At 73.4% G+C, this 22,627-nt stretch carries 20 protein-coding genes; 7 read left to right on the top strand and 13 right to left on the bottom strand.

All coding sequences use genetic code 11. The features are described 5' to 3' along the window. Positions 1–70 precede the first annotated feature (70 nt). Both ACGFR9_RS03160 and ACGFR9_RS03155 read right to left on the bottom strand, forming a co-directional pair. Complete coding sequence (locus ACGFR9_RS03160) at positions 71–1,468, bottom strand: FAD-dependent oxidoreductase (protein WP_393202384.1); 1,398 nt, start codon at positions 1,466–1,468, stop codon at positions 71–73. Between the two features lie 47 nt (positions 1,469–1,515). Beyond that, positions 1,516–2,490 carry a DUF4349 domain-containing protein gene (locus ACGFR9_RS03155; RefSeq protein WP_393202382.1) on the bottom strand — a complete coding sequence of 325 codons (975 nt, stop codon included), beginning with the start codon at positions 2,488–2,490 and terminating at the stop codon, positions 1,516–1,518. A 155-nt stretch (positions 2,491–2,645) separates the two neighbouring features. Between ACGFR9_RS03155 and hemG the strand changes: the two genes are divergently transcribed. After that, complete coding sequence (gene hemG / locus ACGFR9_RS03150; RefSeq protein WP_393202380.1) at positions 2,646–4,103, top strand: protoporphyrinogen oxidase; 1,458 nt, start codon at positions 2,646–2,648, stop codon at positions 4,101–4,103. Between the two features lie 4 nt (positions 4,104–4,107). After that, positions 4,108–4,833 (top strand): hydrogen peroxide-dependent heme synthase, encoded by a 726-nt coding sequence (gene hemQ, locus ACGFR9_RS03145; RefSeq protein WP_393202378.1) that lies wholly within the window; start codon positions 4,108–4,110, stop codon positions 4,831–4,833. Here the strand turns inward: hemQ and ACGFR9_RS03140 are convergent, their stop codons facing one another. From ACGFR9_RS03140 to ACGFR9_RS03130, 3 genes are all read right to left on the bottom strand, one after another. Then, the gene (locus ACGFR9_RS03140) at positions 4,834–6,444 is read right to left on the bottom strand and encodes an alpha/beta hydrolase (RefSeq protein ID WP_393202376.1); all 1,611 of its coding nucleotides are present in this window, start codon (positions 6,442–6,444) and stop codon (positions 4,834–4,836) included. 89 nt (positions 6,445–6,533) lie between these two features. Next, the gene (locus ACGFR9_RS03135) at positions 6,534–7,310 is read right to left on the bottom strand and encodes a TIGR04222 domain-containing membrane protein (RefSeq protein ID WP_393202374.1); all 777 of its coding nucleotides are present in this window, start codon (positions 7,308–7,310) and stop codon (positions 6,534–6,536) included. A 111-nt stretch (positions 7,311–7,421) separates the two neighbouring features. Beyond that, positions 7,422–8,723 carry a DUF692 domain-containing protein gene (locus tag ACGFR9_RS03130; protein ID WP_393202372.1) on the bottom strand — a complete coding sequence of 434 codons (1,302 nt, stop codon included), beginning with the start codon at positions 8,721–8,723 and terminating at the stop codon, positions 7,422–7,424. A gap of 382 nt (positions 8,724–9,105) precedes the next feature. Between ACGFR9_RS03130 and ACGFR9_RS03125 the strand changes: the two genes are divergently transcribed. Both ACGFR9_RS03125 and ACGFR9_RS03120 read left to right on the top strand, forming a co-directional pair. Then, entirely contained in the window at positions 9,106–10,572 is a 1,467-nt protein-coding gene (locus tag ACGFR9_RS03125) for a glycoside hydrolase family 76 protein (RefSeq protein WP_393202370.1), read from the top strand. 20 nt (positions 10,573–10,592) lie between these two features. Continuing rightward, positions 10,593–12,437, top strand: coding sequence for a glycoside hydrolase family 76 protein (locus ACGFR9_RS03120; protein ID WP_393202368.1), 1,845 nt, complete (start codon positions 10,593–10,595; stop codon positions 12,435–12,437). Positions 12,438–12,444: 7 nt separating this feature from the next. Here the strand turns inward: ACGFR9_RS03120 and ACGFR9_RS03115 are convergent, their stop codons facing one another. From ACGFR9_RS03115 to ACGFR9_RS03095, 5 genes are all read right to left on the bottom strand, one after another. Next, on the bottom strand, positions 12,445–13,656 hold the full coding sequence (locus tag ACGFR9_RS03115) for an MFS transporter (protein WP_393202366.1): 1,212 nt from the start codon (positions 13,654–13,656) through the stop codon (positions 12,445–12,447). Positions 13,657–13,774: 118 nt separating this feature from the next. Continuing rightward, positions 13,775–14,497, bottom strand: a complete 723-nt coding sequence (locus ACGFR9_RS03110) for an aminoacyl-tRNA hydrolase (RefSeq protein WP_393202364.1) — start codon at positions 14,495–14,497, stop codon at positions 13,775–13,777. A 33-nt stretch (positions 14,498–14,530) separates the two neighbouring features. Then, positions 14,531–14,716: a hypothetical protein gene (locus tag ACGFR9_RS03105; protein ID WP_393202362.1), complete on the bottom strand. Its 186-nt coding sequence runs from the start codon at positions 14,714–14,716 to the stop codon at positions 14,531–14,533. A gap of 19 nt (positions 14,717–14,735) precedes the next feature. Beyond that, entirely contained in the window at positions 14,736–15,572 is an 837-nt protein-coding gene (locus ACGFR9_RS03100) for a polysaccharide deacetylase family protein (RefSeq protein ID WP_393202360.1), read from the bottom strand. Positions 15,573–15,661: 89 nt separating this feature from the next. Beyond that, positions 15,662–17,185: an FAD-dependent oxidoreductase gene (locus ACGFR9_RS03095; protein WP_393202358.1), complete on the bottom strand. Its 1,524-nt coding sequence runs from the start codon at positions 17,183–17,185 to the stop codon at positions 15,662–15,664. A gap of 86 nt (positions 17,186–17,271) precedes the next feature. Between ACGFR9_RS03095 and ACGFR9_RS03090 the strand changes: the two genes are divergently transcribed. Then, on the top strand, positions 17,272–17,643 hold the full coding sequence (locus ACGFR9_RS03090; protein ID WP_393202356.1) for an ArsR/SmtB family transcription factor: 372 nt from the start codon (positions 17,272–17,274) through the stop codon (positions 17,641–17,643). Then, positions 17,640–18,125: an SRPBCC domain-containing protein gene (locus ACGFR9_RS03085; RefSeq protein ID WP_393202354.1), complete on the top strand. Its 486-nt coding sequence runs from the start codon at positions 17,640–17,642 to the stop codon at positions 18,123–18,125. The genes ACGFR9_RS03090 and ACGFR9_RS03085 overlap by 4 nt, the downstream gene beginning before the upstream one ends. Before the next feature lie 55 nt (positions 18,126–18,180). Here the strand turns inward: ACGFR9_RS03085 and ACGFR9_RS03080 are convergent, their stop codons facing one another. The 3 genes from ACGFR9_RS03080 to zapE all read right to left on the bottom strand — a co-directional run bounded on the left by ACGFR9_RS03080 (position 18,181) and on the right by zapE (position 21,779). Next, entirely contained in the window at positions 18,181–19,575 is a 1,395-nt protein-coding gene (locus ACGFR9_RS03080) for a PhoX family protein (protein WP_393202352.1), read from the bottom strand. 90 nt (positions 19,576–19,665) lie between these two features. Beyond that, on the bottom strand, positions 19,666–20,469 hold the full coding sequence (locus ACGFR9_RS03075) for a slipin family protein (RefSeq protein ID WP_393202350.1): 804 nt from the start codon (positions 20,467–20,469) through the stop codon (positions 19,666–19,668). Positions 20,470–20,684: 215 nt separating this feature from the next. Next, positions 20,685–21,779, bottom strand: a complete 1,095-nt coding sequence (gene zapE / locus ACGFR9_RS03070; protein ID WP_393202348.1) for a cell division protein ZapE — start codon at positions 21,777–21,779, stop codon at positions 20,685–20,687. A gap of 37 nt (positions 21,780–21,816) precedes the next feature. On the opposite strand from zapE, the gene ACGFR9_RS03065 reads away from it, so the two are divergent. Next, a complete protein-coding gene (locus tag ACGFR9_RS03065) occupies positions 21,817–22,584 on the top strand; it encodes a pyrimidine reductase family protein (RefSeq protein ID WP_393202346.1) in 768 nt (255 codons plus the stop codon). Positions 22,585–22,627 lie beyond the last annotated feature (43 nt).

Genomic DNA, 22,627 nt, shown 5'->3' with positions numbered 1-22,627 from the left:
CGCGCCCACCCGGCGGAGCCGCATGTCGGCACAGCCCCGCGCCCCTTCCAGGGCGCTGATCCGCCCCTCCTCACACGCTCGCCCTGATTTTCGTCGCTGCCTTCCGGGCCGCTACCAGGACCGGGTCCCAGACCGGGGAGAACGGTGGGGCGTAGCCGAGGTCCAGGGCCGTCATCCGGTCGACGGTCATGCCTGCCGTGAGGGCCACCGCCGCGATGTCGACGCGTTTGCCCGCGCCCTCGCGGCCGACGATCTGGACGCCGAGGAGGCGGCCGGTGCGCAGTTCGGCGAGCATCTTCACCGTCATGGGGGAAGGGTTCGGGTAGTAGCCCGCGCGGCTGGTCGACTCGATGGTGACCGACTCGAACCGCAGCCCCACGCGGTGGGCGTCCTTCTCGCGCAGCCCGGTGCGGGCGATCTCCAGGTCGCACACCTTGCTGACCGCCGTACCGACCACACCCGGGAAGGTCGCGTAGCCGCCGCCCGCGTTCGCGCCGATGATCTGGCCGTGCTTGTTGGCGTGCGTGCCCAGTGGGATGTGCCGCAGCTGCCCGGAGACCAGGTCGAGGACCTCCACGCAGTCGCCGCCCGCCCAGATGTTCTCGAACCCGCGCACCCGCATCGACCGGTCGGTGAGCAGCCCGCCGTGCTCCCCCAGCGGAAGTCCGGCCGCCCGCGCGAGGGCCGTCTCCGGCCGTACCCCGATACCGAGGATCACGACGTCGGCCGGGTACTCGGCGTCCCGCGTGGCGACCGCCCGCACCCTGCCGTCGTCGCCGGTGAGCAGCCGGGTGACCTCGGCGTTGTTGACCATGGTGATGCCCATGCCCTCCATGGCCCGGTGCACCAGGAGTCCCATGTCGGGATCGAGGGTGGCCATGGGCGCCCTGCCCCGGTTGACGACCGTCACCTCGTAACCGCGGTTGATCATCGCCTCGGCCATCTCCACACCGATGTACCCGGCCCCGACGACCACCGCGCGCCGCCCGCGCGTGCGGGACAGCGTGTCGAGGAGGGCCTGGCCGTCGTCCAGGGTCTGCACACCGTGCACGCCGGGGGCGTCCATGCCGGGCAGCTCCGGACGGATCGGCCGCGCACCGGTCGCGATCACGAGTTTGTCGTACGACGTCCAGGACTCGGCGCCCGAATCGAGGTCCCGCGCGCGCACCCGCCCCCGGTCCGGGTCGAGTTCCGTGACCTCGGTGCGCATCCGCAGATCGATGTCCCGTGCGCGGTGCTCCCCGGCGGTGCGGGCGATCAGCAGCTCCCGGTCGGGGACGTCACCGCCCACCCAGTAGGGGATGCCGCACGCCGAGAAGGAGGTGAAGTGACCGCGTTCGAACGCCACGATCTCCAGTTCGTCCGGGCCCTTCAGCCGCCGGGCCTGTGACGCCGCGGACATCCCCGCGGCGTCACCGCCGATCACCACCAGGCGTTCCCCCGCACCGCGCGCGTCGCTCATGTTCATGGGAACACGCTACGGGGACAGGGGATTTCAGGCCCGCCCGGGAGTTCTCAGCCCTTCCCGTTCCCGTCCGTGCCCTCGGCCGCCGGCCGGTGCGCCGGCAGCGGGCCCGGCGCGGCCGTCGCGGGCGCCCGCTCCGGACGCCGGGGCAGCCGGGGCCGTACGGCCTTCAGCCACAGCAGGACCAGCAGCGCCGCCACCGCCGCGAACGGCAGGACCGCGCCGATCACCACGGCCAGCCAGCGCAGCATCGTCACGAAGGCGTCCCAGCCGCCCGTGAGGGCGTCCGTGAAACCGGGATCGTCGTCGTCCTCCACCGCCTTCTTCACCGGCGTCCCGGACAGGGTGAGGGTGATGGTGGCCAGTCCGGTGCGGTCCCTCAGGGACGCCTGCTGGGCGAGCAGGGACTCCAGATCGGCCTGGCGGGTGCTGAGTTCGCCCTCCAGGGTGACCACGTCACTGAGCCTGGTGGCCCGGTCCATCAGCTCCCGGATACGCGCCACACTGGCCCGCTGGGACGTGATGCGGGACTCCACGTCGACCACCTGGTCGGTGACGTCCCGCGCCTTGGCGTTGCGCTGGAGGAGCTTGCCCGTGCCCTCCAGTTCGGTGAGGACCTCGTCGTACTTCTCCACGGGCACGCGCAGCACCACACGTGTGCGCTCGTGGCCCGTCGCGTCCCGGTGGGTGGACTCGTCGCCGATGTAGCCGCCGGCGGTCTCCGTCGCCGTACGGGCCTCGTCCAGCGCCCGCGGTACGTCCTTGACCCGCACGGTCAGAGAGGCGGTGCGGATGATGTGGCTCGCGGTGGCTTTCGGTGCCGCCGTCGCCTTCGCGCCCTCGGCCGAACCGCCCCCCGCCCCCTGCTTCGCGTCCTCCTGCGCGGCCTGCCCCGCCGCGGGGGCGTCCGCGGCCCGGTCGGCGGTCGATCCGCCGGAGTCGTTCGTCGAACCGCTGCACCCGCTGACGGCGACGGACGCCGCCAGCAGGACCCCGGCCAGGGCGTGGGATCGTCGTATACGCATATGGGAGTCCCCCGTCTGGTGATGACTGACGCTCCTTCGACGCGGGAGGGGTGCGGGACGTTGGCGTCGAACGGTCCCGATGCGGTCACGGTCGGGACTCGACAGGGCCACATGGCCCTGGCGGGACGACCGGCGGCGTTTGAGAAGGTGGAGCCATGAGCGGAACACACGCGGCCCCGGGGCGGCACATCGTCGTCGTCGGAGCCGGAATCGCCGGGCTGGCCGCCGCGCACCGGCTGCTGGAGCTCGGGGCGCGGGTCACCGTGCTGGAGGCCTCGGACCGGGTCGGCGGCAAGCTGCTGCCGGGCGAGATCGCGGGCGCGCGCGTCGACCTCGGCGCCGAGTCGCTGCTGGCCCGCCGCCCCGAAGCGGTCGGTCTCGCCCGCGAGGTGGGCCTCGCCGACCGCCTTCAGCCGCCGGCCACCGCCACCGCCTCCCTGTGGACCCGAGGCGCCCTGCACCCCATGCCCAAGGGCCATGTCATGGGCGTACCCGGCACCGCCGAAGCCCTCGCCGGAGTCCTCTCCGACGAGGGGCTCGCCCGGATCGGACGGGACGCCGGCCTGCCCCGCACCGAGGTCGGCGACGACGTGGCCGTGGGCGAGTATGTGGCGGCGCGCGTCGGCCGGGAGGTCGTCGACCGGCTGGTCGAGCCCCTGCTCGGCGGGGTGTACGCCGGTGACGCGTACCGCATCTCGATGCGCTCCGCGGTGCCGCAGCTGTTCGAGGCCGCGCGGACCCACACCTCCCTCACCGAGGCCGTGCGCGGGATCCAGGCCCGGTCCGCCGCCGCCCAGCAGGCCGGCCCCGTCTTCATGGGCATCGCGGGCGGTGTGGGCACCCTCCCGCTCGCGGTCGCCGAGTCCGTACGCGCGCGCGGCGCGGAGATCCTCACCGGCACGCCGGTCACCGAACTGCGCCGCGAGCCGGAGGACGGCTGGCGGGTCGTCGCCGGCGACCGGGTGCTGCACGCCGACGCGGTCGTCGTCGCCGTCCCCGCCCCGGCCGCCGCCGCCCTGCTGCGCGCCGAGGCGCCCGGCGCCGCCGCCGAACTCGCCGGTGTCGAGTACGCCTCCATGGCGCTGATCACCCTCGCCTACCGCCGCGCGGAGACCGCCCTGCCCGACGGCAGCGGCTTCCTGGTGCCGCCCGTCGACGGACACACCATCAAGGCGTCCACCTTCGCCTCACGCAAATGGGCCTGGATCGCCGACGAGAACCCGGACCTGGCCGTCCTGCGCACCTCCGTCGGCCGGCACGGCGAGACGGAGATCCTCGGCCGCGACGACGACGGCCTCGTGGACGTCTCCCGGCACGACCTGAAGGCCGCCGTCGGCCTGGACGCCACCCCCGTCGCCACCCGCGTCACCCGCTGGCAGGACGGTCTGCCCCAATACCCCGTCGGCCACCACGCGCGCGTCGCCCGGGTCCGCGAACACCTCGCCGGTCTCGCCGGGCTCGCCGTGTGCGGCGCGGCCTACGACGGTGTCGGCATCCCCGCGTGCATCGCGAGCGCGTACGCCGCCGCCGACCAGATCCACGGTGACCTGCGCGCTGTGCGGCAGCTCACCGACCACCCGGTGCAGAGCCTCCACGGCGGAGCAGGAGAATGAGGACATGAGCGACGACGCCACCACCCCCGACCGCATCCCCAACAAGGGCAAGCTGGCCAAGGACCTCAACGAGGTCATCCGCTACACCCTCTGGTCCGTCTTCAAGCTGAAGGACGTCCTGCCCGAGGACCGCGCCGGGTACGCCGACGAGGTCCAGGAGCTGTTCGACCAGCTCGCCGCCAAGGACGTCACGATCCGCGGCACCTACGACGTGTCGGGCCTGCGCGCGGACGCGGACCTCATGATCTGGTGGCACGCCGAGACGGCCGACCAGCTCCAGGAGGCCTACAACCTGTTCCGCCGCACCAAGCTGGGCCGCGCGCTGGAGCCGGTCTGGTCGAACATGGCGCTGCACCGCCCCGCCGAGTTCAACCGGTCGCACATCCCGGCGTTCCTCGCCGACGAGACGCCCCGCAACTATGTGAGCGTCTACCCCTTCGTGCGCTCCTACGACTGGTACCTGCTGCCCGACGAGGACCGCCGGCGCATGCTCGCCGACCACGGCAAGATGGCCCGCGGCTACCCCGACGTGCGCGCCAACACGGTCGCCTCGTTCTCCCTCGGCGACTACGAGTGGATCCTCGCCTTCGAGGCCGACGAACTGGACCGGATCGTCGACCTCATGCGCCATCTGCGCGGCTCGGAGGCCCGCAGGCACGTCCGCGAGGAGGTGCCGTTCTACACGGGCCGCCGCAAGGACGTCGCGGAACTCGTCGCCGGCCTGGCCTGATCAGACGGCGGGCCGGGCCTCTTCGGCCGTCCGGCCCGCCGCCACCGGCTTCGGCTCCGGTGCCGGGTGCGGCGCGCAGGAGGCGCGCCGCCCCGGCACCCGGCCGTCCAGCAGATACGCCTCCAGATGGGCGTTGACGCAGGTGTTGGGTCCGCCCGCGACACCGTGGCTCCCGGCGTCCCGCTCGGTCACCAGCGTCGACCCAGCCAGCCGCCGGTGCAGCTCCAGGGCGCCGTCGTACGGGGTGGCCGCGTCCCGCTCGGCCGCCAGGATCAGCGTCGGCGGCAGCTCGCCGCTCCCCGCGCGCACGTCCAGCGGGCGCTGCCGGGGCGCCTTCCAGAAGGCGCACGGCAGGTTGGTCCACACATTGCCCCAGGTCTCGAAGGGTGCCCGGCGCGCGAGCCGGGTGTTGTCCCGGTCCCACACCTCCCAGTCCGCCGGCCAGGGCGCGTCGTTGCACTCCACCGCGAGGTACACCGCGCGCGTGTTCTCCGCCTCCGCCGCCGCTTCCGGCCACTCCTGGGCCTGTTCGACCAGCGGCGCGGGATCGCCCTTCAGATAGGCCGACAGGGCGTGCGCGCGGTACGGCCAGTAGTCGTCGTAGTAGCCGGTCTTGAGGAACGCCGCCTGCAACTGCGCCGGCCCGACCTTCCCGCCCGCCGGGTTCTTCGCCAGCCGCGCGGCCGCCTTCTCGTACGCGTGCTGCACCTCGCGCGCGGTGCCGCCGAGTCCGTACACGTCGTCGTGCCGGGCCGCCCAGGTCTTGAAGTCGGTCCAGCGGTCCTCGAACGCGGCCGACTGGTCGAGGTTGTTGCGGTACCAGATCCGCCTCGGGTCCGGGTTCACCGCCGAGTCGAACACCATCCGCCGTACGTGCGAGGGGAACAGGGTGGCGTACAGCGCCCCGAGATATGTGCCGTACGACGAGCCCAGGAACGTCAGCCGGTTCTCGCCCAGCGCGGCGCGCAGGACGTCCAGGTCACGGGCGTTGTTCAGCGAGTTGTAGTGCCGCAGGGCGTCGCCGCCCCGCTCGGCGCACCCGCGCGCGTACGCCTCGGCCCGCGCGACGCGCTCCCGCTTCTCCGCGGCCGTCGGGTGGACGGGCGCCTGCGCGGGGCCCTTGAAGAACGTCCCCGGGTCCGCGCAGGACAGCGGTGCCGAACGGCCCACCCCGCGCGGGGCGTAGCCGACGAGGTCGTAGGCCGCCGCGACGCGCTTCCACTCGGGCAGCACGCCCACCATGGGGAAGTACATGCCGCCGGCGCCCGGACCACCCGGGTTGTGGACCAGCGAGCCCTGCCGGCGCACCGTGCGCCTGCCGTTGCCGGGGTCCTTGCCGGTGGCGCGGACGCGGCTGACGGTGAGTGCGAGCTGTCTGCCGTCCGGGCGGGCGTAGTCGAGCGGGACGCGCACGGTGCCGCACCGAACGGTGCCCGGGAGCTCCTGCGCGGCGGGGCACGCGCCGAAGTCGACACCCTCCGCGGCGGCCCGCGCGGCGGCCGCCGCCGTGCCGCGCACCGCGGCGCCGGCGGGTTCCGCGGCGGCCGGGGCGGCGGCCAGGGTGGTAAGCAGCAAGGACCCGGCGGCCAGCTGGACGGCGGCGGTTCTCATCGACGATCCCTTCGGTGCACGGTGGCGACAAAAGGGATGTTTCGCACGTCGGCGGCTCCAGGCAAGCACCGATCGCCGGGGTGTCGGCGTCAATGCGGCTCGTGGGACCCCCGGTGCGCGAAGGCGGCGCGCAGTTCGGGTTCGCCCACCGCGCGGAGGCCGCGCACGGCGACGGTGGTGAGATACGCGCGGTCGTCGTCGGCGCCGTGCGGCAGCGCGCCCAGCAGGCGCGCTCCCGCCGGGGAGGCCCAGGGCGAGTACGGGAGGACCTCGAACCGCGCTATGGCCAGACAGCCCAGCGTGAGCACCAGCGGCAGTACGAACCACAGCGCGACGAGCAGGCGTGGCATCTCCGACGCGACCGGCATGAGCAGGGCGACCGCCCCCAGCCCGGCCACCGCCGGCACGGCGAGCCGCACCTGCCGTACCGCGTCCGCGACGCTCGTCCCGGCACCGTCGGGCACCGCGAGGCCGGCGCCGACCAGCCGCTCGGATATCCCGCGCACGGCGTCCGCGGCCGCCGCGGCGGCCCGCACCGGCGCGAGGGGCGACTGTCCCTGCGGCCCTATCGCCCCTATCACCGACCGTTCCATCTCGTCCCGCCCGCGCGGGTCGACCACGGTCGCCCAGCCGGTGTGCGCGAGCAGCAGCCGCCGCTGGCGGGCCATCGCGATCAGCGTGACGTCGGCGACCCGAGCGGGGCCGCCGGACAGGAACGCGGCCTCGTACAGCGTCAGATCGCGTCCCGCTCCCGTGTCGGGGCCGGGGTCGGCCACGGCGGCGCCGCGCACGGCGGCCAGGCACAGCCGCAGACACGTCACACCGGCGACGGCCCAGGCCAGGAGCAGCAGAGGGACCCAGAACATGAGTTGTTTGTAAGCGACACGGTCACGAACGCGCCATGCCTTGTTCACCATCCGGACGGAGCGTTGTGGGTATGTGACGTTCCGCTTGGATTGCCGACTGTGCGTGGGGGTTCAGCGCCGCAGCAGCACCCGCCGGGTGGCCCGCGCCAGCCGCACCGCCGGCCTGCGCGAACGCGGCCTCGACCCGGCCCGCTCCAGCCACCACTCCCGCAGCTCGCGCCGCGTGTTCCCCGGCCGTTCGGCCAGTACGTGCTCGGCGAAGTCCAGCGCGTCCCGCCGGTAGCCGCCCGTCATCGGCCGCGTCTGCGCGTACGCGAGGAACGCGGCCCGGTAGCCGTCGCCGAGGATCACCGGCAGTTCGGGCGCGACCTTGGCGACGACATCGGCCCGCTTGGCGGCGAGCGCCCGCGCCTGCACCCCCATCCGCACCCGGTCGAACCCCTCGGGCACGGGCGTCCCGGCGACCAGCGCGGACAGTACGGCGGTCTGCGCGAGCGCGAGCCGCTGCCGGGTGGTGTCACCGGCGCCCTGCCGGGCCCCGGGACGGACGCCCGCGACCGGGGCCGCCCCCGTCTCCGGTCGGCGCCCCGCCCCCTCCTCGACGGCCCGCCGGATCGCGTCCAGCTCCCCCCGCATCTCCTCCGCTCCGGGGAAGTTCTCGTCCCGCTCCAGCAGTACGCCGGGAGGGGAGACCCGGGAGGCGAGGTCGGTGAGCACATCGAGCACCGGCCGCGGCACGGGGTGGGCGTGGCTGTCGTGCCACACGCCGTCCCGCTCGAACCCGCCCGCGACATGGACGTACGCGATGGCCTCCAGGGGCAGTTCGGCGAGCGCCCTGGCCGGGTCCTCGCCCCGGTTGACGTGATTTGTGTGCAGGTTGGCGACGTCGATGAGGAGCCGTACGCCGGTCCGGTCGGCGAGTTCGTAGAGGAACTGGCCCTCGGTCATCTCCTCGCCGGGCCAGGAGATCAGCGCGGCGATGTTCTCCACGGCCAGCGGCACGGGCAGCGCGTCCTGCGCGATACGGACGTTCTCGCACAGCACGTCGAGGGCGGCGCGGGTGCGCGGCACCGGCAGCAGATGCCCGGCCTCGAGCGGCCCGGAGGCGGTCAGCGCGCCGCCCGCCCGGACGAACGCGATGTGCTCGGTGACGAGCGGCGACCCGAACGCCTCGGCCCGCTCCGCCAGCGCGGCCAGCCGCCCCTCGTCGGGCCGCTCCGCCCCGCCGAGCCCGAGCGACACCCCGTGCGGCACGACGGTCACCCCGCGCTCGCGCAGCCGTACCAGCGACTCGGGCAGATGCCCGGGACACACGTTCTCGGCCACGGCCTCGACCCAGTCGATCCCCGGCATGTTCTCGACGGCCTCCGCGATCTCCGGCCGCCACCCGATCCCCGTCCCCAGCCACACCATCGTCCCCACCCCTCCCGGCCCCGTCCGGCCCCCGTAGTGAGAGGGGTATCACCCTCCGGCCCGCCCCCGAACCGTCCTCCGTCGCCTTCAGAGCAATATTTGAGGTTGCGCCGAGGGCCGGCGTCACGCGCGCCGTGGCGGTGCGGATCCCGTACGAACTACCGGCAAACCTCCGATTTCTCGCGCAACTTCCTTTCATGTCCGACTCGTTGACGCTCTCCCTGCTCAGTACTACTTTGCGAGAGCGCTCTCAACCCCCCACCTCCGCCTATCACCCTGCCCCGTGTGCGAGGGGCCCGTCGCTGTCGCCGGCGGGTCCGCGCGCGGCCCCATCAGGTGTCCTCAGGGCAGGAGGGCGCCCCACAGAGGGAGCAGTCCGCCCATGAACTCCGCACGAAGAACCCGCCGACGGCAGCTCGCGGCCCTGCTCGCGCTCACCCTGTGCGCGCTGCTGCCCCCTACCGCGTCCGCGTCCGTCTCCTCCGCCTCCGCCGCCGTCTGCAACAAGTACTGCGACGGCCGTGACCCCGCCCTCTCCCCGGGCGACCGCGCACCCGCCACGGCGAGCGTCCACGGACGGTCGGTCGTCCTGCACTTCGACGACGCCGACGCGATGGGCTGGGCCTCAGTCGGCAACGGCAGCCCCGGTGACGAGGTCTGGCTCGACCGCTCCTTCGACGGCGGCCGGACCTGGAGTCCGGGAAGCCGGCTCGGCGCCACCGCCGTACCGTCGGGGCAGCGGGGATGGCGCACCCCGATGTACAACGTCGACGACTGGGGCGCGCACGGCGTCGGCGCGCTGCGGGCCTGCGGCAAGGCCGGTGACCGCCCCGAGATCGCCTGCACCGCCTGGGCGCGCACCACATGGAACGCCGGCGACCGGCGCACCGCGGCGGCCACCGGGCTGATGACGCTCTACGACTACTCGACCGGCCTGTTCGCCACCACCGGCTGGTGGAACTCGGCGAACGCGCTCACCGCCGTCATCGACAACATCCGCGTGTCGGGCATGGGCAGTTACCGGTACGCCGTCGCCCGCACGTACGACCTCAACGTGAACGCGCGGCAGGGGCAGTTCCGCAACGAGTACATCGACGACACCGGCTGGTGGGGCCTGGCCTGGGTGGCCGCCTACGATCTGACCGGGGACAGCCGCTATCTCGCCACCGCCCGCGCCGACGCCGACCACATGGCCGCCCACTGGGACTCCACCTGCGGCGGCGGGGTGTGGTGGAGCACCGCCCGGACGTACAAGAACGCGATCGCCAACTCCCTCTACATCGAGCTCAACGCCGCGCTGCACAACCGGATCCCCGGCGAGCGGACCCACCTCGACCGGGCACGGGCCGGCTGGTCCTGGTTCAGGGGCACGGGCATGGTGAACGGCTCGAACCTGGTCAACGACGGTATCGGCCTGGGGACCTGCCGCAACAACGGCGACACGGTGTGGTCGTACAACCAGGGCGTGCTGCTCGGCGCCCTCACCGAGCTGTACCGGGCGACCGGCGACGGCGGCCTGCTCACCGACGCACGCCGGATCGCCGACGCCGCCACCACCTCGTCCGCGCTCAACACGGCGGACGGCATACTGCGCGACCCCTGCGAGAACGGCGACTGCGGCGCGGACGGGCCGTCGTTCAAGGGCGCGCACGTACGAGGGCTCGGGGAGCTGAACACCGTACTCGCGGACCACCCGTACACCCCCTACCTCCGGCGGCAGGCCGACCGCGCCCACACGAGCGACCGCAACGGCCTCGACCAGTACGGGCTGCGCTGGTACGGGCCGCTCGACACCGTGGACGCGGCGCGTCAGCACAGCGCCGTCGATCTGTTCAACGCCGCACCCTGACCGACGGAAAGGAAGAGACGATGTCCGACCGCGCTCACCGCTTCCTCGGCACCACCGTGGCCCTCGGCCTCGCCCTGACCGGGCTGGTCGCCCTGCCCGCCCCCGCGCAGGCGGCGACGCCGGTGTGCGCGCTGGCCTGCGACACCCTCGACCCGTCCGGGGCGGCGCGGGACACCTTCCCCGTACCGGACCGGAACATCAACGGCAGGACCCTGCGGCTGCATGTGTCCGATCCGGACAGCATGGCCTGGGCGAGCATCGACAACGCTGTCACCGGGGACGCGGTATGGCTGGACCGCTCCTGGGACCGCGGCACCACCTGGGAACCCCTCCTCGGCAAGGCGTCCGTTCCCGGCACCTGGACCGGTACGCGGACGCTGATGTACAACATCACCGACCCGGTCGGCCACCGGCGCGGCTGGATCCGCGCCTGCGGCGACGCGGCCGGGGTCGCCTGCACCGACTGGGTGTACCCGCGGGTCTGCGACGGCACGTCGTGCGACGGCGCCGACCCGGCCGGCGCGGCCGGCGACGACCGCCCGGTACCGGCGGCGACCCTGTTCGGGCGCACCATCAGCCTCCACATGGACCACGCGAACGGCATGGCGTGGGGCGTCATCGAGAACGGCGGCGCGGGCGACGAGATCTGGCTCGACCGCTCCTGGGACGGCGGCGCGACCTGGCCCGAGGGCTCCTCCCTGGGCCGTACGGGCGTCCCGTCCGGCGCGGCCGGCACCCGTACGGACATGTACGCCACCCGGGACCCGCGCGGCCTCCTCCTCGGCGGCGCGGTCCGCGCGTGCGGCCGGGAAGCGGCCCACCAGGAGGGCGGTTGTACGGCGTGGGCCCGGCCCGCCCCGACGCGGGCACGCGCCGCGGCCGACGCGCTGATGGCGTCGTACCGGACCGACGAGGGCTGGTGGCGCAGCAGTTGGTGGAACTCGGCGGTCGCGATCACCACGGTCATGGACTTCGCCCGGAAGAACGGACGGCACGACTACGACTGGGCCGTCTCCCGCACCTTCGAGCAGAACAGGGGCGTCTTCCCCGCGGGAGCCCGCAGTTCGGACCCGGTCGAGGGCCACTTCATCAGCCGCGCCGTCGACGACGCGGGCTGGTGGGGCATCGCGTGGGTGACCGCGTACGACCGGACACGTGAACGGCGTTACCTGGACGAGGCGGTGACCATCGCCGGCTATCTGCACCGGCACTGGGACCCGTCCACCTGCGGCGGCGGCGTGTGGTGGGACCGGGAGCACACCTACAAGAACGCCGTCACCAGCGGCCTGTACCTGTGGCTGACGACCGCGCTGCACCAGCGCCTCGCCGGTGACACGGTGTGGGGCGAGCGCGCGACCACGGCGGCGGACTGGTACCTGGACAGCGGGCTGATCAACTCCTCGGGCCTGGTCAACGACGGCCTGACCCGCTCCTGTGCCAACAACGGCCAGACGGTGTGGAGTTACAACCAGGGCCTGGCCATCGGCGCCTTCACCCAGCTCTGGCGCTCCACCGGCGAGGCCCGCTATCTCGACACCGCACGACGCCTGGCGGACGCGGCGACGACCTCACCCCGGCTGACCCGCGACGGCATCCTCACCGAGTCCTGCGACATCGGCACGGCCTCCTGCGACGACAACCAGAAGCAGTTCAAGGGCATCTTCGTACGCCACCTCGCCGACCTCGCCGACGCCACCGGCTCAACCGCCTACCGCACGTACCTCACCCGCCAGTCCGACTCGATCTGGACCACCGACCGCGACCCCCTCAACCGTCTCGGCCAACGCTGGTCCGGCACCACCCCCAACCAGACCGACTGGCGCACCCAGGCCGGCGCCCTGTCGGCCCTCACCGCGGCCCCCTGACCCCCGGTCACCGCCGCCCGCGGACCTGGGGAGCCAGCAGGGCCGCGGCGGTGGCCACCACGATCAGCCCGGCACACCCCGCCAGCGCCTCCCGGGCTCCGACGGCATCGGCGGCGGGCCCGGCCACGAGCAGCCCCAGCGGCGCGAACGCCAGCGACCCGAACCACTCGTAGGAGGCGACACGGGACAGCGACTCCTCGGGGATCTCGCGCTGGATGGTGGTGGACCACAGCACGGCGAAGACGTCCGCGGCGATCCCCGAACAGAACATGGCCACGGCGGTCACCCACACCGGTGCCGAAGCGGCCAGCAGGGCGATCGGCAGCGCGGCGGGGAACGTGGCCAGCACCGCCACCAGCACGGGCCGGCCGACCCGCACCCGGGCGGCCAGCCCGGCGCCCGCGATGGTGCCGAGCGCCTGCGCGGCGACGATCACGGACCACGCGCGGGCGCCGCCCAGCTCCTCCTCGGCCACCAGGGGACCCAGGACACCCGCGTTGGCGTTCAGCGCGGCCACCACGACGGTGTACTGCGCCACGACCACCCACAGCCACTGGCGCGAGGCGAACTCCCGCCAGCCCTCCTTCAGATCGTCCAGGGCGGAGGACGGTTTCCCCGCCCGGCCGGGGACCCGCAGCCGCGCCGTGAGCACCGCGCTGACGACGAACGAGCCGGCGTTGAGCGCCAGCGCCCAGCCGGCGCCGATCCACGCGACGGTGACCCCCGACAGGGCGAGCCCGAGCAGCAGGGACGTGTTGGTGCCCACCCGCAACAGCCCGTTCGCCCGCTGCAGCCGCCCCGCCGGCACCACGAGCGGCACCAGACCGTCCATCGCGGGGGAGAACAGGGCGGTCGCGGTGCCGGCCACCACCGCCAGCACACACATGAGGAGCAGCGGGGCGTGCCCCGACAGGACCAGGGCGGCCAGACCGGCGTACGCGCCCGCGCCCACGATGTCGGCGACCACCATGAGCCGCGCCCGGGACATCCGGTCGGCGATCACCCCGCCGACCAGGATGAACAACAGCTGCGGCAGCGCCTGACAGGCCAGCACCAGCGACAGCCGTCCCGGCGTCGCACCGGGCAGCCCCAGCACGGCGAACCCGAGCGCCACCCGGGCGAACCCGTTGCCGAGGACCGAGACGGTCCGGGCCGAGGCGAGCAGCAGGAACCGCCGGTCACGCCAGAGAACAGGATGATGATCGCAATCCACAGCCACGGCGCCGCACCCTACGCGTCCCGCGCGGGCCTGCGACGTCAATCAGCCACCGGCCGCCGACAGGACGATGTCCGCCTCGTCCATGGGGGGACGGCGGCGGCCGTCGCGTGGCCCGCGTTCACCGTCGGCGCAGGGCCGGGTGGTCGGCCACCACCGTGCTGGAGCCGGGGGCGATCTCCGTGAAGCCCGCGTCGCGGACGGTGGGGAGGCCGGCGGCCGTCAGGGCGGGCCAGTCGGCCGGGGCGGCGGTGCGGACCGCGAGGCGGAAACCGGCGGCGTGCCAGGTCGTACGGGCCTCGTCGGAGAGTTCCCACCAGGCCAGCTGGGCGGCGTGGCCGGCCTGCGCCATGGCCTTGCCGGCCGACATGCCGAGGTCGGGGTTGAGCCAGAGGGTGGGGACCGCGGGGTCCGCGGGCGGTACGGGGGCGGGGTCGTCCAGGTCGGTACCGGAGACCTGGAGCCGGGCCAGGTCCTTGGGCCAGCCGTCCAGCGGCACCGGCGGGAAGGCCCGGACCTCGGCGGACCCGCCGGTAACGGTGATGCCGTCCAGCGCCTCCGCGCGGCGCCACTCCGCACCGCGTGCCCGGCGCACCACCTTGCGGATCCGGGCGTCCTGCCAGTCGCGCATCGCCCGCGCCCACTCGCCCTCGCCCACCGACCGCTCGTCGGTCAGCATCACCAGTACCGCGCGGGCCGCCGTCTCCAGGGCGTCCGTACGGGCCGGGGGCGCCGCCCGCTCGATGCGGACCACCAGGGGCAGGACGAACTGCGGTGCCTCGTCGCGGGCGCCGGGGTCGGGGCGGAAGGGGCTGTCGGCGGAAGACGTTCGGTTGTCGCTCACGAGGACAGTGTGCCAACCCGCGCGAACGTGCCCTCAGCCCGAGCAGGACGTCCGTTCGGCCTCGCGCCACTCGCAGACCGGGCACATCGTGATGCCCTTGTACGACTCCGGGTACTCCGTCGGCTCCTGGCAGAGCACACAGGCCGCGTACGGCGGGCCGCCGGCCTTCGGCGGCCGGGACGCGTCGATCAGGCAGTAGTCGTCGTCGGTGTCGTTCATGCCTCCAGCGTAGGACGGCTCAGCCCCGGCCGTTCGCCGCCGCGATCAGGTCCGACACCTTCACGAACCGGTAGCCCCGGCGGCGCAGCTCCGGGACGGCCTCGCGTACGGCCCGTTCCGTCGTCGGGGCGGCGCTGCGGGTGCAGTGCAGCACGACCACCGAGCCGGGGCGTACGCCCTCCAGTACCTGAGCGGCCACCGCCTTCGCGTCCGTCGCGAAGGCGTCGCCGCCCACCACGTCCCACTGCACGGCCGTCACCCCGGCCGGGGTCAGCGCCTTCAGCGCCGTACGGTCGTAACAGCCGCCGGGGAAACGGAAGTACGGCTTCGCGTCGGGCACGCCCACCTTCCGGAAGACGTCGTACGCCCGTTCCACGTCCGCCCGCATCCGGTCGGCGGAGACGGCCGGCAGGCCGTAGCAGTCCTCGGTGAACGCGTAGTGGCTGTAGGAGTGGTTGGCGACCTCGAAGAGCGGGTCCCGGCCGATGGAGCGGGCCTGGTCCGGGTACTCCTCGGCCCACCGGCCCGTCATGAACACCGTCGCCGGCACCTTCAGCGCCCGCAGGGTCGTGATGAGCCGCGGATGGTCGAAGTGCTCGCCCGCCGCCGCCCTCGGCCCCTGGTCGGCGGTCATGTCGGCGTCGAAGGTGAGGGCGACGGTCCTGCCACCGGTGCGCGGCCCGTGCCGGAAGACCGGGGTGAGCCCGGACGGGCCCGGCGCGAGCGTGGGCGGCGCCGAGGGAGCGGAGGGCGCCGGGCGGGGCGGTGCCTGCGGGGCGGGGCGGGTGGTGGCGCAGGCGGCGAGCGCGGTGGCCAGGAGGCATACGGCGGCTGATCGGCGTACGAGAGTGATCACCGTATGACGATATGAGCGGTTTCTGGACGTTCCTGGGCTTGTGGGGCCGGTTCGGAGCCGGTCTCACCCGGGTGGGCGTCCGTCCCGGATCAGATGTCGCGCCGCTCCAGGGGGCGCGTCGCCGGGCCCTGGACGACGTTGCCGTCCGTGTCGAAGCGGGAGCCGTGGCAGGGACATTCCCAGGCGCGCTCGGCCGCGTTGAAGGCGACCAGGCAGCCGAGGTGGGTACAGCGGGCGGAGACGGCGTGCAGGGTGCCGGCGTCGTCGCGGTACACCGCGAGCCGGCCGCCCTCGGTGCGCACCACCGCGCCCTCGCCCGGCGGCAGTGTCTCCGCCGGCGGTGCCGGACGCAGCCGGTCGCCGACGAAGTGCCCGGCGACCTGCGCCTGGTGCTTGAGGAACGACGGCGCCTCGCGTACGGCGGAGGCCAGGCGGCGCGGGTCGTACAGCCCGCTCCACGCGCACTCCTCCCCGGTGATCTGAGCGGTGAGGAGCAGACCGGCCATCATGCCCCCGCTCAGCCCCCAGCCACCGAAACCGGTGGCGACGTAGGTGTGCCGGGCGCCCGGGTGCAGCGGGCCGACGAGCGGCACGGTGTCGGTGGGATCGTTGTCCTGCGTGGCCCAGGAGTGGGTGAGCTCCACGTCCGGGAAGTGCGTGCGGGCCCAGGCGGAGAGCCGGCCGAAGAGGGCGCGCGGGTCGCCCGTGCCCGGCGTGAAGTGCTCACCCGTGACCACGAGGAAGCGGCGGGAGCCGTCCTCGCCGTAGGGGGCCGTGCGCACCGAGCGGGTGTTCTCCTCCGGGGTGATGTACATCCCGCCCGGGTCCCGGCCGGCCGGGAGGGGACCCGCGACGACCAGTTCGCGGCGCGGGGAGAGACGCGTGAACAGCAGCGCCCGGTCGAAGACCGGGTAGTGGGTGGCGACCACCACGTCCCGGGCCGTCACCGTCGCCCCGGCCGCCGTCGACAGCCGGCAGGGCGTGCCCTCCTCCAGACCGACGACGGTGGTGTCCTCGTGGACGCGCCCGCCGTGCGCGACGATGTCCCCCGCCAGGGCCAGCAGGTATTTGCGCGGATGGAACTGTGCCTGGTCCGTCACCTCGACGGCGCCCGCGACCGGGAACGGCAGACCCGTCTCCGTCACGAAGGAGGCCGGCAGCCCCGCCTCCCGCGCCGCCCGCGCCTCCGCGCGCAGCTCCTCCACCCGGTCCGCGTCACGGACGTAGGTGAACGCGCTGCGGCGCTCCCACTCGCAGTCGACGCCGAGCTCCGCCACGACCCGGGCGGTGTGCTCGATCGCCTCGGACTGCGAACGGGCGTACAGCCGCGCGCCCTCGGCGCCCCGGGTCCGGCGCAGCTTGTCGTAGACCAGCGTGTGCAGGGCGGTGACCTTGGCCGTGGTGTGCCCGGTGACACCGGCCGCGACCCGCCCGGCCTCCAGCACCGCGACGGTCTTCCCGGCCCGTGCCAGCTCCCGGGCCGTGCACAGACCGGCGATGCCCGCGCCGATGACGGCCACGTCGACCTCGAGGTCCCCGGTCGGTGCGGGGTATCGGCCGTCCGGTGCCGTCTCCAGCCAGTACGAGCCGCCGACCTGCTGGTTCTCCGTCATGCGGGGCCGAGTACCCCCGTGCGCCGGGTTCAGTGGCGCGGCCCTCCCCTTGCGCGGCGGCCGGTACGGGATTAACGTACAACCAAATGGTTGTAGATGGGTTCGATGAGACCGACGGCGTGGACCGGCTGTTCCACGCCCTGGCCGACGCGACGCGGCGGGACATACTCCGTCGCTGTGGCCGGGGTGAGCTGTCCGTGTCACGTCTGGCCGCGGCGTATCCGATGAGCTTCGCCGCGGTGCAGAAACACGTCACGGTGCTGGAGCGGGCCGGACTGGTCGGCAAGGAGCGGCGCGGACGGGAGCAGCTCGTGCGCACCGACCCCGACGCGCTGGCCCGCGCCCGGCGGGCACTGGACGAACTGGAGTCGGCCTGGCGGGCCCGGGTGGACCGGATGTCCGGCCTGCTCACGGAGGCCGCCGGCCCCGACACCCCCCCGAAAGGAACGGACCGATGACTGTCACCAGCGTGGACAAGGACGTCGACGCCCTCACCCTCACCCTCGTCGCCGACTTCGCCGCCCCCGTGGAGCGGGTGTGGCAGCTGTGGGCCGACCCCCGGCTGCTGGAGCGCTGGTGGGGGCCGCCGAGCTACCCGGCGACCTTCGAGGAGCACGACCTCACCCCCGGCGGCGGCATGAAGTACCACATGACCGGCCCGGAGGGCGAGAAGTACGGCGGCTGGTGGCGGATCTCCTCGGTCACCCCGCCGACGGCCCTCGAGTTCACCGACGGCTTCTCCGATCAGGAGGGCAGGCCGAACCCCGAGATGCCGACCACCGAGGTACGGATGACGCTCACCGGGCACGGGGAGGGCACCCGGATGGAACTGCGTTCCGTCTTCGACACCCGCGAGCAGATGGAGCAGCTGGCCGAGATGGGCATGGTGGAGGGGATGACCCAGGCCATCGGCCAGATGGACGGCCTCCTCGCGCACTGAGTCCGGCGCCGGGGCGGAGGGCCTGCCGCCCTCCGCCCCGGTCGTCGTCGCCCCGCTACCCGCGCCAGGGACCCGTCACGGCGAACGTCGTGCCGGGGGTGTAGCAGTTGACGTACATCGTGTCGCCGTCCGGGGAGAAGGTGACGCCGGCGAACTCGCCCCACTCCGGTTCCTCGGGCGTGCCGAGGTTCTGCCTCCCGCGCGCCATCGCGTAGACCTCGCCGCGCCGGGTGACGCCGTAGACGTGCTGGGCGCCGTTGCCGTCCTCGCAGACCATCAGGCCGCCGCTGGGCGCGAGGCAGATGTTGTCCGGTGACTCGCCGGGCAGCTGCACGTCGGTGTCCGGGCCGAAGACGATCACGAGGGTGAGGCGGCGCCGGTCCGGGTCGTAGCGCCAGATCTGGCCGTAGTGGTCGGCCGCCGAACCCTCGGCGCTGTGGGCGAACGACGAGACGAAGTAGACCGAGCTCCCGCCCCAGTAGCAGCCCTCCAGCTTCTGGGCGTGGGTGATGCCCTTCGCGCCGAAGTCCTGGTGGCGGATGGGGGTTTCGGCTGCCTGCGGGTCCGGTACGTCCACCCATTCGATGTGGTCGAAGCGGGCGCCGATCTCCTGGATCGAGGACAGGTCGGGCACCCCGGGCACCCGCATCGCCTGGAGCCGGCCGCCCGCGCGCAGCGAACCGGTGCCGCCCAGCGGCTTCTTCGGAAGGAAGCGGTAGAACAGGCCGAAGGGCCGCTCGAAGGCGTCCTCGGTCTCGTAGACCACGCCTCGCTTCGGGTCCACGGCGATCGCCTCGTGCTGGAAGCGGCCCATCGCGGTCAGCGGTACGGCGCCGGTGCGGCGCGGGTCGGCGCCGTCGACCTCGAAGATGTAGCCGTGGTCCTTGGTGTAGCCGTTGGTGCCGGCCCGGTCCTCGGTCTCCTCACAGGTCAGCCAGGTGTCCCAGGGCGTCGGCCCGCCCGCGCAGTTCACCGCCGTACCGGCGATCGCGACCCGCTCCGACAGCACCCGGCCGTGGTGGTCGAGGGTGAGCGCCGTACAGCCGCCCTTGCCCTCCGGGTCGTAGGTCAGGCCGTCGATCACCGGCACGGGCACTCTGCCGTTGGCGCGGTTCTCATGGTTGCGGACCAGGTGGACACGGCCGTGGCGGCCGGCGAAGGCGGCCATGCCGTCGTGGTTGGAGGGGACCGGGCCCTCGCCGGAGCGCAGCGGGTCGCCTTCGCGGGAGAGCACCTGGTAGCGGAAGCCCTTCGGCAGGTCGAGCAGGCCGTCGGGGTCGGGGATCAGGGGGCCGTAGCCGGCGTGGCCGAGCTTCTGCGCGGCGGCGGTGCCGGTGAAGAGCTCGGAGAGGGCGCCGGTGAAGGCGATGCCGACACCGAGGGCGCCGGAACGGGCGAGCAGCTGACGTCGTGTCGCGGGGGAGCCGGTGGTGGACCCGGTTTCTGGCATGGGGAAACCTTCCTGTTGGCGGACAGGAACTGTGATCCCGCCGTGTCTATCACCTGGTGCGGGTCACGGGAACCACGCGCGTAGCTCGTGTCACGCGCCGTCGGGCTTCCGGCCGGGTCCCACGGCGTGGTCCGGCTGCTGGGCGCGTTCCAGGAAGCGGAGGAGTTCGACGGGGAAGGGCAGGACGAGCGTGGAGTTCTTCTCGGCGGCCACCGCGACGATGGTCTGCAGCAGACGGAGCTGGAGGGCGGAGGGGGTGTCCGACATCTGCTGGGCGGCTTCGGCGAGTTTCTTGGACGCCTGGAGTTCGGCGTCGGCGTTGATGACGCGGGCGCGGCGTTCACGGTCGGCCTCGGCCTGGCGGGCCATGGAGCGTTTCATGGTGTCGGGGAGGGAGACGTCCTTGATCTCGACCCGGTCGATCTGGACGCCCCAGCCGATCGCGGGGCTGTCGATCATCAGCTCGAGGCCCTGGTTGAGTTTCTCGCGGTTGGAGAGGAGGTCGTCGAGGTCGCTCTTGCCGATGATCGACCTCAGCGAGGTCTGGGCCATCTGGGAGACGGCGAAGCGGTAGTCCTCGACGTTGATGATCGCCGCCGAGGCGTCCACGACCTTGAAGTAGACGACCGCGTCCACGCGGACGGTGACGTTGTCGCGGGTGATGCCTTCCTGGGCCGGCACCGGCATGGTGATGATCTGCAGGTTGACCTTGTGCAGGCGGTCCACGCCGGGGACGACGAGGGTGAAGCCGGGTGCGCGTACGTCGCCGTGGAGTCGGCCGAGGCGGAAGACGACGCCGCGTTCGTACTGTTTGACGACTCGGGCCGCTGCGGCGAGGTAGGCGGCGGTTGCGGCGCCGGTCGCTGCGACGGCGGTGAGGATCTCGTCGAGCATGTCGACCTCCCGGTCAGAGGTCTTCGGCTGCTAATGCAACGATATGCCCGGTGTGGGGGGTGGGGCCACGGTGGTGGGCTGTGTTCTCGCCCCCGCCGCCCCTTCCCGTCCCGTCCCCGGGGGCTCCGCCCCCGGACCCCCGTTCTGCGCCCGCGCGGCGGAGCCGCAGATCGATACAGTCCCGCGCCCCTGCGGGGCCGCCGTCCCCGTGCTTCTCATGTGAGCCTTCCCGCGTCTCGGGCCAGTGCTGTCAGGCGGGAGATGGCTCGGAAGTACTTCTTGCGGTAGCCGCCGTTCAGCATCTCCTCGTTGAAGAGCTGGTCGAAGGGGAGGCCCGAGGCGAGGACCGGGATCTCGCGGTCGTAGAGGCGGTCCGCCAGGACGACGAGGCGCAGGGCCGTCGACTGGTCCGGGACCGGGCGTACGCCGGTGAGGCAGACCGCGCGGAGGCCGTCGGTCAGGGCGCCGTAGCGGCTGGGGTGGACCCGTGCGAGGTGGTCGAGGAGGTCGGGGAAGGTGTCCAGCGAGGCGCCCTCCACGGTGTGCGCCGTGCGGGTCACCACCTCGTCGGAGTGCGGGGCCGGAGCCTGAGGCAGACCCCGGTGGCGGTAGTCCTCGCCGTCGATGCGCAGCGCGCGGAAGTGGGCCGACAGGCCCTGGATCTCCCGCAGGAAGTCGGCGGCGGCGAACCGGCCCTCGCCGAGCTTGCCCGGCAGCGTGTTCGAGGTGGCGGCGAGCGCCACACCCGCCTCGACCAGCTTCCCGAGCAGGGTGGAGACGAGCACGGTGTCGCCCGGGTCGTCCAGCTCGAACTCGTCGATGCACAGCAGCCGGTGTCCGGAGAGCGTCTTCACCGTCTGCTGGAAGCCGAGCGCGCCGACCAGGTTCGTCAGCTCCACGAACGTGCCGAACGCCTTGAGCGCGGGCTCGGCCGGGGTGGCGTGCCACAGGGAGGCCAGCAGGTGGGTCTTGCCGACGCCGTAACCGCCGTCGAGGTAGACACCGCGCGGACCGGCCGGGGTCCTCTTCGGCGCCTTGCCGAGGCCGAACAGCCTGCGCCGGCCCGAGTCGCCGCCCGCCCCGCCGGTCAGGCCCGCCGCGAAGCCCTCGAGGACGCCCACGGCCTCGGTCTGGCTCGGCCGGCCCGGGTCCGGGATGTAGGTGGAGAAGCGGACCGAGTCGAACCGCGGCGGCGGCACCATCTCGGCGACGAGCCGGTCCGCGGGCACGCGCGGCTCACGCGCGCACAGCGAGAGCGGGGCCACGTCGGTTGTCGGACCGGGACGGGAAGCGGCGGAGGAGGACGACACGGTCCCCCATGCTACGGGCCGTGGAACACTGCCTGACATGCGACGCCTGTTCCCCTTGACCGATGTGACCGACGAGACGGCCGTTCGTGAGTGGGGGCTCGGTGAGCTCGCCGCCGCCTATGCCCATCCCGGTGGGGGGCGGGAGCCGTGGCTGCGGGCCAACATGGTGTCCACGCTCGACGGGGCCGCCCAGCACGACGGACGTTCGCAGCCGCTCTCCCACCCGGCCGACATGCGGATCTTCGGCGTGCTGCGGGCCCTCGCCGACGTCGTGGTCGTCGGCGCGCAGACCGTACGGCAGGAGGGCTACCGTCCTGCACGCGCGCGTGCGGAGTTCGCCGCCGCGCGGGAGGCCGCCGGACAGGGGCCCGCGCCCGTGATCGCCGTGGTGACGGCGAGCCTGGACCTGGACTTCTCGCTGCCGCTGTTCACCTCCCCCCTCGTGCCGACGCTGCTGCTGACCGGCGCCGCCGCCGCCCCGGACCGGGTCGCCGCCGCCGAGGAGGCGGGCGCCCGGGTGGTCGTCGCCGGGGAGGGGGCCGCGGTGGACCCCGCGCGGGCGGTACGGGCCCTCGCCGGACTCGGACACACCCGGCTGCTGACCGAGGGCGGGCCGCGACTGCTGGGCGAGCTGATCGCGGCCGGGGTACTGGACGAGATCTGTCTGACCCTCGCACCGATGCTCACCGCGGGTGACGCTCAGCGCATCGCCGGTGGACCCTCAGTAACACTTCCGCGGCGTTTCACGCTGAAGTCGATGTTGGAGGAGGACGGTTTCCTGTTCACGCGCTACCAGCGGTCCTGACGTCCGGGGCGGGCGCCCGATGGTGGCCGCTTGTCCGGTGATC

The organism is Streptomyces sp. NPDC048584 (genome assembly GCF_043199595.1).
GTDB lineage: Bacteria > Actinomycetota > Actinomycetes > Streptomycetales > Streptomycetaceae > Streptomyces > Streptomyces edwardsiae.
The sequence above is the reverse complement of the archived record's forward strand: the minus strand, read 5'-3'. Positions and strand labels throughout refer to the sequence as shown.

Excerpts from the sequence above, each read along its gene's own strand:
- ACGFR9_RS03095 (WP_393202358.1), bottom strand. The coding sequence starts at position 17,185 with ATGACGGAGAACCAGCAGGTCGGCGGCTCGTACTGGCTGGAGACGGCA.
- ACGFR9_RS03080 (WP_393202352.1), bottom strand. The coding sequence starts at position 19,575 with ATGCCAGAAACCGGGTCCACCACCGGCTCCCCCGCGACACGACGTCAG.
- ACGFR9_RS03085 (WP_393202354.1), top strand. The coding sequence starts at position 17,640 with ATGACTGTCACCAGCGTGGACAAGGACGTCGACGCCCTCACCCTCACC.
- ACGFR9_RS03125 (WP_393202370.1), top strand. The coding sequence starts at position 9,106 with ATGAACTCCGCACGAAGAACCCGCCGACGGCAGCTCGCGGCCCTGCTC.
- hemQ (WP_393202378.1), top strand. The coding sequence starts at position 4,108 with ATGAGCGACGACGCCACCACCCCCGACCGCATCCCCAACAAGGGCAAG.
- ACGFR9_RS03105 (WP_393202362.1), bottom strand. The coding sequence starts at position 14,716 with ATGAACGACACCGACGACGACTACTGCCTGATCGACGCGTCCCGGCCG.
- ACGFR9_RS03090 (WP_393202356.1), top strand. The coding sequence starts at position 17,272 with ATGGTTGTAGATGGGTTCGATGAGACCGACGGCGTGGACCGGCTGTTC.
- ACGFR9_RS03120 (WP_393202368.1), top strand. The coding sequence starts at position 10,593 with ATGTCCGACCGCGCTCACCGCTTCCTCGGCACCACCGTGGCCCTCGGC.
- ACGFR9_RS03075 (WP_393202350.1), bottom strand. The coding sequence starts at position 20,469 with ATGCTCGACGAGATCCTCACCGCCGTCGCAGCGACCGGCGCCGCAACC.
- ACGFR9_RS03155 (WP_393202382.1), bottom strand. The coding sequence starts at position 2,490 with ATGCGTATACGACGATCCCACGCCCTGGCCGGGGTCCTGCTGGCGGCG.
- ACGFR9_RS03135 (WP_393202374.1), bottom strand. The coding sequence starts at position 7,310 with ATGTTCTGGGTCCCTCTGCTGCTCCTGGCCTGGGCCGTCGCCGGTGTG.
- ACGFR9_RS03065 (WP_393202346.1), top strand. The coding sequence starts at position 21,817 with ATGCGACGCCTGTTCCCCTTGACCGATGTGACCGACGAGACGGCCGTT.
- ACGFR9_RS03140 (WP_393202376.1), bottom strand. The coding sequence starts at position 6,444 with ATGAGAACCGCCGCCGTCCAGCTGGCCGCCGGGTCCTTGCTGCTTACC.
- ACGFR9_RS03160 (WP_393202384.1), bottom strand. The coding sequence starts at position 1,468 with ATGAACATGAGCGACGCGCGCGGTGCGGGGGAACGCCTGGTGGTGATC.
- ACGFR9_RS03130 (WP_393202372.1), bottom strand. The coding sequence starts at position 8,723 with ATGGTGTGGCTGGGGACGGGGATCGGGTGGCGGCCGGAGATCGCGGAG.
- hemG (WP_393202380.1), top strand. The coding sequence starts at position 2,646 with ATGAGCGGAACACACGCGGCCCCGGGGCGGCACATCGTCGTCGTCGGA.